Source organism: Paracoccus zhejiangensis (assembly GCF_002847445.1).
Lineage (GTDB): Bacteria > Pseudomonadota > Alphaproteobacteria > Rhodobacterales > Rhodobacteraceae > Paracoccus > Paracoccus zhejiangensis.
Genome location: NZ_CP025430.1, coordinates 3891492 through 3904882, shown reverse-complemented (window position 1 = coordinate 3904882; position 13391 = coordinate 3891492). Strand labels below are relative to the sequence as shown.

Annotated in this window: 13 protein-coding genes and 2 pseudogenes; 8 read left to right on the top strand and 7 right to left on the bottom strand. The window is 64.2% G+C overall.

The genetic code is table 11. The features are described 5' to 3' along the window. Window positions 1–150: 150 nt before the first annotated feature. Window positions 151–465 (bottom strand): hypothetical protein, encoded by a 315-nt coding sequence (locus CX676_RS18990; protein ID WP_101753963.1) that lies wholly within the window; start codon window positions 463–465, stop codon window positions 151–153. A 537-nt stretch (window positions 466–1002) separates the two neighbouring features. On the opposite strand from CX676_RS18990, the gene CX676_RS18980 reads away from it, so the two are divergent. From CX676_RS18980 to CX676_RS18950, 7 genes and pseudogenes are all read left to right on the top strand, one after another. Next, window positions 1003–1751 (top strand): IS5 family transposase gene (locus tag CX676_RS18980; RefSeq protein WP_408634468.1). Its coding sequence is split into 2 segments (ribosomal slippage): window positions 1003–1338 and window positions 1341–1751, totalling 747 coding nucleotides; the frame shifts between segments, so codons are not numbered across the junction. A 32-nt stretch (window positions 1752–1783) separates the two neighbouring features. Further along, the gene (locus CX676_RS18975; RefSeq protein WP_101753960.1) at window positions 1784–2011 is read left to right on the top strand and encodes a hypothetical protein; all 228 of its coding nucleotides are present in this window, start codon (window positions 1784–1786) and stop codon (window positions 2009–2011) included. A gap of 205 nt (window positions 2012–2216) precedes the next feature. Next, a pseudogene (locus CX676_RS22625) lies at window positions 2217–3477 on the top strand (integrase core domain-containing protein). A 57-nt stretch (window positions 3478–3534) separates the two neighbouring features. Next, a complete protein-coding gene (locus CX676_RS18960; RefSeq protein ID WP_101753959.1) occupies window positions 3535–4554 on the top strand; it encodes a hypothetical protein in 1020 nt (339 codons plus the stop codon). Further along, window positions 4485–4784: pseudogene (locus CX676_RS23340) on the top strand (DUF3726 domain-containing protein); the annotation flags it as partial. The gene CX676_RS18960 and the pseudogene CX676_RS23340, both read left to right, overlap by 70 nt. A 211-nt stretch (window positions 4785–4995) precedes the next feature. Continuing rightward, a complete protein-coding gene (locus CX676_RS23065) occupies window positions 4996–5262 on the top strand; it encodes a hypothetical protein (protein WP_232816532.1) in 267 nt (88 codons plus the stop codon). A 15-nt stretch (window positions 5263–5277) separates the two neighbouring features. Next, a complete protein-coding gene (locus CX676_RS18950) occupies window positions 5278–5649 on the top strand; it encodes a RidA family protein (protein WP_101753957.1) in 372 nt (123 codons plus the stop codon). Between the two features lie 132 nt (window positions 5650–5781). Here the strand turns inward: CX676_RS18950 and CX676_RS18945 are convergent, their stop codons facing one another. Genes CX676_RS18945 through CX676_RS18930 form a run of 4 tightly spaced genes read right to left on the bottom strand, consistent with a single transcriptional unit; the run spans window position 5782 to window position 8956 of the window. Beyond that, window positions 5782–6519 carry a haloacid dehalogenase type II gene (locus CX676_RS18945; RefSeq protein WP_101754447.1) on the bottom strand — a complete coding sequence of 246 codons (738 nt, stop codon included), beginning with the start codon at window positions 6517–6519 and terminating at the stop codon, window positions 5782–5784. Between the two features lie 27 nt (window positions 6520–6546). Then, entirely contained in the window at window positions 6547–7050 is a 504-nt protein-coding gene (locus tag CX676_RS18940; RefSeq protein ID WP_101753956.1) for a hypothetical protein, read from the bottom strand. After that, the gene (locus CX676_RS18935; protein ID WP_101753955.1) at window positions 7038–8684 is read right to left on the bottom strand and encodes a sodium:solute symporter family protein; all 1647 of its coding nucleotides are present in this window, start codon (window positions 8682–8684) and stop codon (window positions 7038–7040) included. The genes CX676_RS18940 and CX676_RS18935 overlap by 13 nt, the downstream gene beginning before the upstream one ends. Beyond that, entirely contained in the window at window positions 8681–8956 is a 276-nt protein-coding gene (locus tag CX676_RS18930) for a hypothetical protein (RefSeq protein WP_101753954.1), read from the bottom strand. Before CX676_RS18930 ends, CX676_RS18935 begins: the two co-directional genes overlap by 4 nt. A gap of 202 nt (window positions 8957–9158) precedes the next feature. On the opposite strand from CX676_RS18930, the gene CX676_RS18925 reads away from it, so the two are divergent. Further along, window positions 9159–9743, top strand: coding sequence for a TetR/AcrR family transcriptional regulator (locus CX676_RS18925; RefSeq protein ID WP_101753953.1), 585 nt, complete (start codon window positions 9159–9161; stop codon window positions 9741–9743). Between the two features lie 94 nt (window positions 9744–9837). Here the strand turns inward: CX676_RS18925 and CX676_RS18920 are convergent, their stop codons facing one another. Together CX676_RS18920 and CX676_RS18915 are read right to left on the bottom strand one after the other, a co-directional pair. Then, window positions 9838–10482, bottom strand: a complete 645-nt coding sequence (locus tag CX676_RS18920; RefSeq protein ID WP_101753952.1) for a hypothetical protein — start codon at window positions 10480–10482, stop codon at window positions 9838–9840. After that, window positions 10475–13381, bottom strand: coding sequence for a TonB-dependent receptor (locus tag CX676_RS18915; protein WP_232816531.1), 2907 nt, complete (start codon window positions 13379–13381; stop codon window positions 10475–10477). The genes CX676_RS18920 and CX676_RS18915 overlap by 8 nt, the downstream gene beginning before the upstream one ends. Between the last annotated feature and the right edge of the window lie 10 nt (window positions 13382–13391).

Genomic DNA, 13391 nt, shown 5'->3' with positions numbered 1-13391 from the left:
TGAATGCGAGAGCGCGCGCCTGCGATCGGGGCAAAGCGACCAGTCGCACCCCGGGTGCGGGACCTTGCCCCCCGCGACCCATGGCCCTTCCTTCCGACCTGGCAGGAAACCCGCGATGGCAGGATATTCTATCCACTGACAGATACTTCTTTAGGCCAAGAGAGGATTGTCATCGCAACCATCGTCCCGCGTTTTGCCGAGCATTCCGCACGTAGGCGCTTCAAGGACCTGCACGATGTCGCCAACCGCAAGGCCCGCCGGATCGTGCATGATCCCATCGGCGTAGCTGCCGCCGTCACCGTTGGATTGAGAAGCCGGGCGGGCATCGATGAAGACCTGTTGATCGGCGGGTCTGGTTACCGCGGGCTTAGAGACGATCATGGGCATCGGAGACTGGGTCTCGGTCTTTGGCGCGGCCTGCGCCAATTGCGAGCTGATCAACACGCTCAACATGGATGCGATCATGCCGCCGGGCCATGTGACGCCCTATGTGCTGCCGCGGATTATGGCCGTCGGGGGAATCGCTCGCGCGCGATGGCAAGTCGGTGATCGAAGCCATCACCGTCTCGCATGTAGTTTCCTGCCACGGCGGCATGAGCATGGATTCCCTGTGCGACACCAAGGAAGATCAGATCGATCCCCCCGGTCTTCGGCGCCACCGCCGCCATGGGAATGTTGCGCGGCCATTCTACCGAGGTGCCGACCAAAGGGGCTGGGTAATTACGGCTTGATCTCGCTGTTCAACTCGATGGTCGCTTGGTTACAACACGCCCCTAGTTCGACCATCAAATACCTGCATGCCGGGGTGCTAACGTAGTCGGCCTTCACCGCCGCCTATGCGGCCGAACTGGGTTATCGCGGCGACCTGCAGATCCTCGATGACGAGGAGTTCGGCTATCGCCGACAGGAAGATGGATGGTCTAGGGTCCAAACTCAACCAAGATCTTGAAGTAGGTTATTTTGTTTGATTCACTCGCGGTGAACCCATGAGGGAGGCGGGGAATGTCGGCATTGTTTTGGCTTTCGGATCGTGCTTGGGCGGCGATCGAGCCGATTTTGCCGAGGAACCAGCCGTGCGCCCGGCGGGTGGACGACCGCCGCGTCATCAGTGGCATCATTCACGTCTTGCGGGTCGGGTGTCGCTGGCAGGATTGTCCGCCCGACTATGGTCCTTCGACGACGATCTGCAATCGCTTCAACCGGTGGAGCCACAAGGGCCTCTGGACGCGCATTTTCACCACCCTTTCAGCGCCGGCCGAGCTTCCTGGAGATCTCAGCATCGACAGCACAGCCGTGCGGGCGCATCGCTCTTCCCATGGCGCAAAAGGGGGGCGCAGGTTCAGGCCATCGGGCGTTCGCGTGGTGGACCGACCACCAAAATCCATGCTCTGACAGATGGTTGCGGGCGTGCGATGGCCTTCATCCTGAGCCCGGGAAACTGTGCTGACATCTCGGTGGCACCAGCGTTGCTCGACAGGATAGCACCGCCAACCCGCCTCCTCGCCGACAAGGGATATGATGCCAACAGCCTGCGTGAACGCCTCGCCACAAGCAGAACAGAGGCCGTCATCCCCTCGACCAGATCCCGCAAGGTGCACATTCCATTTGACGAGACGGCATATACCAGCAGAAACCTGATCGAACGGGCATTCTGCCGATTGAACGATTGGCGCAGGATCGCCACCCGCTACGACAAGCTCAAGACCAACTTCGAGTCAGCAATCGCAGCCATCGTACGCTGGCGGACCTGATTGAGTTTCGACCCTAGGACACGGGCCAGATCATGCGCCTGACCATCCCCGCTGCCACCACCGCAATCGCTGCCAAATGGGCCGAGAACCTCCCCATGACGCACGCGCCCCGGAGCCCTGCCCTGCACCATTTTGAAACGGCGCAGGTGCTTCGCATGGCCGAGCGGCTGGACGTGGCGGATTACGACGCGCTGCTGACGGTGTCGGTGAGCGATCCCGCCGCCTATTGGCAGGTGGCACAGGATTGGCTTGGGATCTAATGGGACCAGCAGCCCGAGGCCCTTGTCGATCCGTCGCGCGCACAGGAGTTTCCTCAGTGGTGGCCGAGCGGGCGGCTCAACTGGGTCAATACGGTGCTGCAATATGCCGAAGCCGCGCCCGACCTGCTCTTCCCCCTAAGAACTGGACCATTTGAGGCTGGAGTTTTCAGTTAACATTTCCTGGTTGGGAAAGGAGCTGAGAACAATGCAGGCATCGAAGTTTGCGGAAGCGCAAAAGGCATTCATCCTGAAACAGGTCGAGGAAGGCACATCGGTTGCCGAGATCTGTCGTAAGGCCGGGATCGGCCAGTCGACCTACTTTGCGTGGAGGAAGAAGTATGGCGGCTTGCTACCGGACGAGATGCGCCGGCTGAAGCAACTCGAGGACGAGAACGCGCGGCTGAAGCGCAATTTGGCCGACCTGACATTGGATCGCCAGATGGTGCAGGGTGTCGTGCGGCGAGAGCTCTGAAGCTGGAACGGACGCGCGAGCTGGTTCGCGGGATGTGCGCAGACTGGGCAGTTTCGATCTGCACGGGGTTGTCGTCGGCGCGCCATCGGTCCGAGCGCAGATGACAACGGGGCCCTCCGGTTCGACTGTTCGAGCTGCCACTACAAATCCCGCCGCACCGATCCGGCAGAGCTGAAACGGCGGATCCGAGAGATCTGCGAAATATGAGCCGTCGAGGCGCCATCGGTTCGAGCCCGACGGCGATTAATGTGCGGTATGGGCATCGCCGGGTTTACGTCGCCCTTGATCGGGAAGGATTGGAGGTCAATATCAAGATAGTATATAATTTTTTTACAAAGAGTTATGCCTCCGTCTGCGGAACATCAAGGCGTGCGCCGCCACTGGTCCAAGGCCACGCCGAAGGCCGAAGCGGCGGGTGAGGGCCAAGCTGCGCGATGACCGGGCGGAAGCTGTCGGGCCGAACGACGTGTGGGCCATGGAATGAGGTGGATCAGAAACGGCCCGGGGGACTGTTTTCCCGCCGAATGTTCATGACCAACTGGCTCTGGGTAAGAAGCTGAGACTCCTGACCATCGTCGATACTCACTCGCGCTACTGCCCAGCCACCGACGCGCGGTTCCAATACCGCGGCGAGGACGTGGTCCAGACGCTGGAACGGATTTGCAGCAAGGTCGGCGATCCGAAGACGATCCGGGTCGACAATGGCAGCGAATTCATCTCGCGCGATCTCGGTCTCTGGGCCTATTCAAAACACGTCACGCTCGACTTCTCGCGCCCTGGCAAGCCAACTGACAATGGTTTTATCGAGGCTTTCAACAGCAAGATCAGGTCAGAATGCTTGAACGCCCACGGGTTCATGAGCCTTGCGGACGCGGTCGAAAAGCTGGAGGACTGGCGCAGACACTACAACGATGATCGACCCCATCGAGCCATCGGACACAACGTCCCGAGCGCACTGCACTTTCATTGCGGCGTCACCAGCCCGCCGCCATGATCAAGGCCGGAAACTCGGGCTTCAGGCTGTCCAAAATCGGTAGGCCGAGCACGCTCGGTGCGCCTCTTCGCCCATGTCGTCGAGCATTTGGCCGCGTGCCGCCAGCCCGACCTGACCGAAATCGAGGCGGTGGGCTACCTGATGCGGACCACGGCGGTCTATGGTTCGGGCAAGTTCGGCGCGGCGGACCGCAGCGCCATCGCCGGGCGCCCCGAGATGGCCGCCCCGTTTCAGGCCGAGATGCTGTCGGTCTGGCTGATCCGGCAGTTCACCACCGATCTGGTCGAGCACCTGGCCAAGGCGCAGGCGAACGCTGCCAGCTGGAGCTCGGTCCATCCAGTTCAGCAGGCTCGATTGCGGGATCTGCGGGCCGATTTCGACCGTATCGGCACGCGCATCGCGCAGTTTCCCGGCGACGAAGCTTTGCCTTGGAATGCCCTCTGGCAATGGGGCGAGACCACGCTGACACCCGAAGGACAAGAGGCGCTGCTGGCGCTGCTGCTCGAGCCGCATGGCGAGCTGGTCGATGATCTTGCCCGGTCGATGAGCCTCGACGAGGCCGCCGAATTTCACCTGGATGGCCGCATGACCGTCGCGACTTTGCGGCGCGTCCTTGAGACGCACTATGACTGGGCGGTGTCAATCGATTTCACCCGGCCGGAAAACCAGGCCCGGTTCTGGTATGTCTCGGAGGAAAAGCAGGAGCCGCGCCTTGGCCGGCGCCAAAGCGATGCCGACAGCGCGCTGGAACAACCGCTTTGCGTCGCGCGCCTGGCAGCCGAACTGGCCATGGCGCTGCGCGACTGGCCCGGGGACACAGCCCTTGCCACCTTCCTGCTGCGCCACCCGCAGCATCGCTTCATGGTGCGCCGGGCGCAGATCACCGCCCGCAGGCCATATGCCGAGATCCGTGACAACCTGATTTCCGAAGACATGCTGCCGATCGACCTGATGCGCTGCAAGCTGGCCTATTTCGGCGCCAGCCATTTCGACCCGCGATCCGACAAATGGGTCAGGATCTGCCTGTTCCAGAACGCCCCCAACCCGCTGGTCCTGTCGACAGAGAGGGGTTCGTGATGGCCGAGCCGAACGATCCAACCCGCTCTGGCCCGCCCTTGCCCGATGCCGGCATGGTCTCGGTGCTGCTGTCACGAAACGAGGTCGAGGCGCTTGCCACCAAGGCCGCGCGAGGGGCCGGCATGGACTGGGGGCAGGCCGAAGAGGCGGGTTTTGCCCTTGGCTGGCTGACGGCGCGTTGCCTCGGTTGCACCGCGCAACTGCTGGAACACCTGCGGGCCGCCGGGAACGGGATATGGTTCGAGCGCAGCCCGCTGGTTGCGCGCGGGCAGTGGCAGGCTGCGGGACGTAAAGCGCTATGCCCGGTCGCCCTCGGCGCAGCGCTCTGCGACCACGCCGGTCTGCCGGAGGGGCTGGGCGCAAAGGATCGGTTGACCGCCGGGCCGGTCAGCTGGCCGGTCCTGCTGCTGCCCTTTCTGGCGACGCTGGCAGGATCGGCCCGTGCAGATGCGCTGGCAGGCGGGGATGGTGCAGGCCGGCCCGGATGGCCGGATCAGCGGCGACATCGACGCCGTGACCGGGCTGGCGGAGGCAACGGTTCATCTCACCCTTGGCGGCGATGCGCAGCACGCCTCGGCCCGACGCGCGCCCGTGCCGGTCTGCCGCGACACCATGGCCGGGCTGACCGCGCTGGCGATGAAAACCACCGTTCCGGCCACCGCTGCATCGCGTGATGCTGCCGGCGCCGGAACCACCGACAATCACTGAAAGGCGAGAGACGACATGACCATGACCCATCTGAAACCCGGCAAGCGCATGAGCGAGGCCGTCTGCATCGGCGATATTGCCTTCCTTGCGGGTCAGATCCCCGAGGATCTGAGCGGCGATATCGAAGCCCAGACCCGCGAAGTCCTTGACGCCATCGACGGCGTGATGGCCGAACTGGGCGGCAGCAAGGCCGACATCGCCTCGGTTCAGGTCTGGCTGAGCGACATGGACGATTTCGCCGGCATGAACGCGGTCTGGGACGGCTGGGTCGATCCCTCGGCCCCGCCGGCCCGGGCCACCTGTGGCGTCAGGCTGGCGCGCCCCGGAATGCGGGTCGAGATGATTGCCGTTGCCCGGCTGGCGAATGCTGCCAGGGCAGCAAGTTAGACAGGCTTACTCGGTGCAAAACCTGCTTCGGCAGTGACAGGGTCGGTCAGGTTGCGCGGGCCACGGGCAGGTTTCCCTGCCCGTGGCCCGACGCGTATCCGGCTGTGGTGGGTTAAAGCCGGATGAGGGTGATCAGCCAGCCAGGATCGGCGCCAGATCGGCGAGCGATGTCAGGTAATGGTCTGGCGGCAGATCGAATTTCTCCTCGCGCATGCGCAGGATCTTGAACATCGTGGCCGGGCCGACCGTCCCGGCGCTGCGCACCTCACCGCGCAGCGCCGCGGCGGTCACCCGTTCGATCCAGGCCACGCGGAAGCCGTAATTCTTGGCCGCCGTGGCGTCGAACGAGTTCGAGGACACGAACAACACCTTGTTCGGTGACAGGTCCAGCCCGGTCCCGACAAGGTCATAGGCGCGCGGGTTCGGCTTGAAGACACCGGCATCCTCGACGCTGATCACCGCCTCGAGATGATCGGCCAGCCCGGTATTGGCCACCAGCGCGTCCAGCATCTGCTGGTTGCCGTTCGAGAGGATCGCCCGGCGGCGTCCCTTCAGGGCCTCGAGCGCAGGGATCGCCTCGGGGTAAGGGTCGAGATGCAGGTATTTGTCCATGATCCGCTCGAAGGCGGCGTTGTCATAGGGCAGCCCGACCGCGTCCAGCGTGAAGGCAAGCGATTCCCGCGACACCTCCCAGAAGCTGCGATAGCTGTTCATCTGCGACCGCAGCCAGGTGTATTCCAGCTGCTTGATCCGCCAGACCTGGGTGATGATGTCACCGTGGCCGGGAAATTCCTGCTCGGTCACGGCAGAGACGGACTGCACGTCGTAAAGCGTGCCGTAAGCGTCGAAGACAACGGCTTCGATGGCCATGTCGGTTTCCTCCATTCGGTTCGTTTCTCAGGCGGCGAGCGTGAAGATGCTTGCAACGAAGATGACGGCTGCCGCGACCGGCAGCGCCGCGCGCAGCCCGCCCCAGCCGGCCGCCAGCGACAGCTGCCGCACCAGAAGCGCAAAGAAGGCCAGCCCGGCCAGCATCGCAACGGCAGCGGCCGGCCCGGCCCTACCGGCGGGCGCGGTAAGCCACAGGGCCGCGGCAGGCAGGGCGACCCAAAGCGGCAGCGCCGCCCGCGACACCAGTTCCATCACCCGCAGCAGCGGCAGCCGGCCACCGGCAGCGCGGACCATGGCCCAGGTCACCGCCGAAAAGCAGGCCCAGAGCGCCACGGTCTGTGCAAGCCCACCTGCCGTGATCAGCGTGATCGAGCCGGGGCCATCCAGACCCTGCTGGGCAAGCAGCGGCTGCCGGGCGGTCCAGACCCCGAGGCTCCAGCACAGACCGGCGACGGGGATGCCGATCAGCGCCAGCAGGGATGAGCGCTGGTCCTCGATCACGGCGACCATGGCATCATCCCCCAGACCAGTACCGGCAACCACAGGGCGCAGAGGATCAGCAGCCAGCGGCTGCCGTCATAGCGCTGGCGCGTGACCGTCGCCCAGCCATGGATCCGCTCGACCAGTTCCTGCGCACGCGCGCGCTCGGGCGCGGCCAGATCGGGCAGCATCCGCTCGGCCAGCAGCGAGACCGCGATGGTCAGGATGAAGCCCACCGGAACCGAGATCAGCGCCACCGAATAGCCGAGGTTGGCGATGATGCCGCTGCCGATCGACAGGCCGGGGAAGACATAGGGCGACAGCAGGATATAAAGCAGGCCCGCAACGGCACTGCCCGTCATCGCGCCCCAGATGTTGATCCGCGTGGACCAGACACCCAGCACGATCATCGGCGTGACCGCCGTCGCGCAGAGACCGAAGGCCCAGAAGATCGAGGTGATCAGGAAGGCCGGCGGGTTCAGCGAAACCAGCAGCGACACGATCCCGGTCCCGGCAAGCGCCAGGTAGCCATAGCGCAGGCGCTTGATCTCGGACAGATCGGGGCGGAGCGAGCCGACGATGTCATGGCCCACGATGGTCGCCACCCCGATCATCAGCCCGGCGATGGTCGATACGCCCGCCGCCAGAACGCCCGCGATGACGAAGGCCGACACCCAGTCCGGGTTATAGGCCAGGTTCAGGAGCAGCGTGGTCTTGTCGGCGGCCTCGGGCGACAGGTCCTGCCCGATCAGCGCGAAGTGATAGACCCCCGCGACGCCCATCGCATAGGTGCCGAGGAACATCAGCCCGACCCAGAGGCAGAACCACGGCACCACCCGCCGGGCCGAACGGATGCTGTCCGAGGTCAGCACCCGCTGCGCCAGTTGCGGCAGCCCCAGCGTGCCGATGGTCAGGGCGACGAACAGCGCCAGGTAGAAGCGCGGCTCGAATTTCAGGTCGAAGAAGGTCGGGATGCGCTCCAGCAGGACATCGGTCAGATCGCCATAGCCGAGCGGCGGAAACCAGTAACCCGATGCCCCCATCGCCTTCAGGATCGCCGCCAGTGGCACCAGCAGGGCCAGCATCATGATCACCATCTGGATGGCGTCGTTATAGGTCGCGCCCTTCATGCCGCCGATGGTGATATAGCCGGTGATAACCAGTGCCGAGATGATCAGCGACGAGGTATAGGGCAGGCCCAGCAGCACCTCGAAGACCTTGGCGACGCCGATGAACTGGCCGACCATGTACATCAGCATGATCAGCAGCATCCAGCCCGCCGCGAGATAGCCGGCCCGCTGGCCATAGCGCTGCTGGACGAAATGCACCGAGGTGAACGCCCCCATGCGGTAAAGCGAGGCCCCGTAGAGCAGCACCAGAAGCGGCACCGACAGGATCAGTTGGATCCACATGTAGACGAAGGGAAGGTGCAGCTGCTGGATCAGCGCCACGACACCCAGGAAGGTCGCCACGCTCATCCAGGTCGAGGAAGCGGCCAGCGAATTGACCAGCGGGCCGACCGAACGCCCCGCGAGGTAGAGATCAGCCGAGTCATGGGTCTTTTGCCGCGAGAAAAGCGCAACGAGGTAGTAGAGCGCGAAGACCGCCAGCGTGATGCCAAGGCCCAGCCAGATGTTCTGGATCTGCCAGTCGGATTCGGTCATTTTGCGATGCTCCCGGCGGGCTGGGTGGCAAGGCGGTTCTCGGCCTCGATCTCGTCCTCGAGCCGGTCGGCGGACCTGTTCCAGAAGATCGACACGATCAGCACGCCAAGCGACCCCAGCACCAGCGCCACGGCATAGTGCAGCGGAAAGCCGAAGAGGCGCAGGTCGTTGTCGGTCCCGAGGAGCCAGGCGAAGAGGCCGGTATGGGCCATCAGCACGTAAAGCGCGCCATAAAGCAGCGTCTGGCGCCATTCCTTTTGGTAGGCAGACATTCAGTTTCCCTCCCTTGCGAGGGTCGGCCGACCCAGCTTGCCTGGGCAGGGCAACCCTAAACGACCGTTTTCCGGTGCTTATTCTTGAATATGAATTCAGAAATATTCTTGAATGTCAATTCAGGAATAATTCGGGTAGGACTTGATCAGGGATCGCACGGCGGGCAAGACAGGGATCGCAGCAAGGGAACGGTTTGGCGTCATGGCGAGGCATCGCGAGTTCGACGAGGAAAAGGCCCTGAAAGGCGCGATGAACGTCTTCTGGCAGCGTGGCTATGCGGGTGCGGGCATGCAGGAGCTATGCACCGCGATGGGCCTCAACCCCGGCAGCCTCTATGCCGCCTTCGGCAGCAAGCGCGAGCTGTTTTTCCTGGTGATGCGCCGCTATCTCGAAACGGTCACGCAAGAGGGCATCGCTCGCATCCAGGCCGCCGACAGCGGCAGTGCCGGCATCCGCGCCTATTTCGCCTATCTCGTCGACGGGATCGTCGATGGCCGCCGCCAATGGGGCTGTCTCGGGACCAATGCCTTTCTCGAGCTTGGCGATCGCGACGAAGAGGTCAACGCGATCATGACCGCGCATTACAAGCGGCTCGAGACGGCCTTCCTGACCGCGATCCAGCGCGATGCCCCCGACGCCGATGCGCATCGCGCCTCGGAGCGTGCGACCTACCTGGTCTGCGTGGCGCAAGGGCTGAACGTGCTTGCCCGCACCCGCCCCACTCGCGCGATGCTGAGTTCGATTGCCGAGCAGGCGACGGGCGATCTTGCGGACCGTGCGGCCTGACGAGGCCGGCTCGCGCCGTGCAGGGCCTGCGGATGGAACAAAGCCCGCGGTTTTTCTTCCGCGGGCCTGTTTGTGTCTTTTTTCTGTGGTCTGATCAGAACTTTGCGATGACGTTGAGGAAGAGGCCCTTGTCGTCGCGGGTGAGGTCGGCGAGGTCGTCGGAATAGTCTCCGAAGTTATAGCCGACCCCGACTTCCATATTGTTGCCAAAGTGGCGGTAGGCGGCGGCAAGGACGCCAAGCTCGGTGGTTTTCGCCTGTTCGAGATGCAGGGCGCGGGCTTCCAGCAGGATGTCCCAGTTGTGCACCAGGTGGTAGCGGGCATTGACCACCGCGAGCCAGGCGTCATTGTCATAGAAGCCCGAGGAACTGGTCGAGGCGCTTTCCGACAGCCGCCCGCCCAGTTTGCCACCGAGCGACCACTGCTGGTTCAGGTCATATTCGGCATCGACGGTGAAGATATGGCTCTTCTGGCGCGGGCCACGATTGTCGGTGCCGTCGACGGTCTGGCCATACATGTCGTAGTAGTAGCGATACTTGAACAGCATGTTGAAGCGGTCATTGGTCACCGGCCGCACCGCATAGCCCACGACCACATCGGTCAGCCGCCCATCGCGGATCGAGCTTTCGTCGGTATCGGTATCGGCGAGATCGACATAGCCCAAGAGCGTGCGGGACTCGTCGATCTTGTAGGTGGCGTTCGCGGTCAACAGGATGGTGTCGGCATCGCGGTCATCCACGCGGGGGGGGCACGATCTCGTCACCCCGCTCGCGGCGGAATTCGAGCCGGCCCGAGGCGGTCAGCTGTTCGTCCTCGTACTTCGCGCCGAGACTGATGGCATGGCGCTTGAAATCGCCGCTGCGATCATCGCGGATCTGGCCCACATCCAGCCCGAAGCTGTAGGTCAGGAACTGGTCGGGGCTGTAATCGACGCCATAGCTGCTGGTCAGCGAATCGCGGTCGCTCTCGATGTCATAGGTGTTCTCGCCATAGAAGGCGGTGGTGTCGTTCACCTGCCGGCGACCGCCGAAGACGAACTTGCCCTTGCTTTCGCTCAAGCTGTCGAAGGTGCCGGTGCGGTCGAAGTCATCCGGATCGAGCTCGTAGCCAAAGTAGAGGCTGCTGCCATCCTCGCGCTCGTATTCGGCGCGGATATCGGCACCGACGCCAAGCGTGCCGTCCGAGACCTCGCCGGCCACGGTCCAGCCATTGCCGAAGTCGCGCTCGACCCCGACGCCAAGGCGGTTGTTCCGCTCGAGCCCCTCATGGGCCAGGGTGGCTTGCGCCAGAAGCGACCAGCTGAAGCGCGGGGTGACCTGGCGGGTATAGCGCAGCGCCATGTCGGTGCGGTTGCCGGTCTCTTCGGGGCTGCGGCGGCGGACATGCTCGACGCCGAGCGCCAGCGTGTTCACGCTGTCCGGGCTCCACAGCACTTCCGCCCCGGCCTCGCTGTCGCGGCGGTCCTGATCGTTGCGGAAATCCTCGGCATAGACCCGCCAGGCCAGCCGCTCGGAAGCCTGGATATCGACGTCAAACCCCCAGAGCCGCTCGCCGGTGCCGACGGTATAGTCAAGCGAGGTGAAGCCCGCCTGCCGGTCCTCGAAATAGGCCGAGACCGTGCCTTCGGTTGTCAGCCCCAGTTCCTGCAGGTCCAGCTCGGTCTCCAGCCGGAAGGCCCGTCCGGTGCCGTCATCGGCATCGGTCGTGTCATAGATGAGCCCGCCATCGGTCGAGCTGCGGAAGCCATAGCCCGGCCCCTCGCTTTTGGCATACTCGGCCTCGACATAGCTGTTCTCGCCGAGGCGATAGTGCAGGTCGGCACCGAAAGCCTTCTGATCGGCGGTGCCGGTATCCTCTTTCTGGGCGGTGGCGCCGAGACGCAGCTCATCCGTCACCCAGCCCTCGACCCGCCCCCCCAGCGTGGCACCCTCGACCGAAAGCCCGACCGGGGTATATTCGTATTGAACCACAAGGTTCAGTTCGGCATCGCCGCCCGGATTGGTGACGACCACGCCACCGCCCGAGGAAGATTGCAGCGGTTGCGCCAGGCGTATGCTGCCCTGCAGGTAATTCACCTCGTAATCGGTGCCGGCCACCAGATAGCGGCGGTCGATCACCCGGCCGCTATCGGGATCACGCAGCTCGACGCTGACCACCTCCGAGCCGCGGGTGATGTCCTGCCGGCTGAGGAAATAGATCGAGCCGCCGGTGCCGCGCAGCACGTCGCGCTGCGGCAGGTTGTCGGGGCGCGCGGCATAGAACGTCGCCTGCGCACGGGGCTCGCCATGGCTGGTCTGGGCCTGCGATTCCCAATGCGCATTGGCACCATAGAGCACGCGTTCGTTGCGCAGGTATTCGGTATTCTTCAGCTCGGCCTGCGAATTGCCCCAGACGGCGTAATTCTTGTCCTTCTCGACCCGGACATAGATCTTGCCCTGGGTCGGGGCGTCCTCGACGATGGACGAACCGTCGCCATAGGTCGGGTAATATTCATTGGGATCGATCCGGCGCAGCAGGCTCGAGGGGTCCTTCTCGTCGAAGCTGGAGAAGAGATCGCGGATGTCATTGTCACGGGTATCGGCAGCGACGGTGAACTCGACCCCGTTGGCATTGTAGCCGTTCACATAGAAGGCCAGCCGCCCCTCGGTATAGGTGTCGCGGCTGCCGTCGATATCCTTCACCCCCACCGTGGCATCGGTCAGGGCGGTGTAGAACATGTCATAGCGCGGGATCTCGATATCGCGCGAGAAGCTCAGCTCCTGCACCGGATCGACGACCTTGACCTCGATGGCATGCTCGCCCACCGGCAGGATGCGCTGCAGGGCAAAGTTGCCTTTGGAGGCAGGGCGGATCGCCTCGCCCAGGGCATAGACGGTGCCGTCGGGATCGACATTCTCGCCCGAGACGGTGACCGCGCCGCCCTGCACCGGGATGGCGCGGCGGGCGGTGGCGTCGGTGCCTTCCTCGGCCAGTTCCGACAGCCCGCGATCATCGGCGATGGACAGCGGGATATCCACGGTCTCGTCATAGCGGCCACGTGCGTCATAGACGCGGTGGACGATGACGATGCGGTCGCCCTCGGGCATGGCGAAGCTGGCCTGGCCGTTCGGATCGATCGGCAGGATGGCCAGCGTGCGCCCGGACGAGCCGCGACCGGCGCGGTCGATGACCCGGATCTCGCCCTTGCTGACATAGGCGGGATAGTTCAGCCGGCTGGTAACGGTGACCGTCTCGCCCGGCTCCAGCGGGCGATCGGAATCGCTGCGCTGCACATCCAGCCGTTTCTTGGCGCCGAGGCTGTCGAAGCTGACCTTGATGTCGGCTGCGTCCAGCGCCAGGTCGGTCTGCCGGATGACGTCCTCGACATCGGGATCGCCCGAGACCGGGGCGCCATCGATGACGATCTGGAAGCCGGTGCCCCCCATCGAGGGCGGCGGGCCGGCGACCATCTCGGTATTCTCGCCCGCCGGCATGGTGACGGCGGTGCCGGCCTCCGGCCGCTCGCAGGCTTCGGGCAGCGTACCGCCCGCCAGTGAGCAGTCGGCATCGGGGATCGGCTGCGCCAGCACGCCGCTTGCCATCAGGGTCAGCAGGGCAGTGCCGCAGAGCAGGCGCGTGATCATTCTGGGGTTCAACATGTGCCGTGCC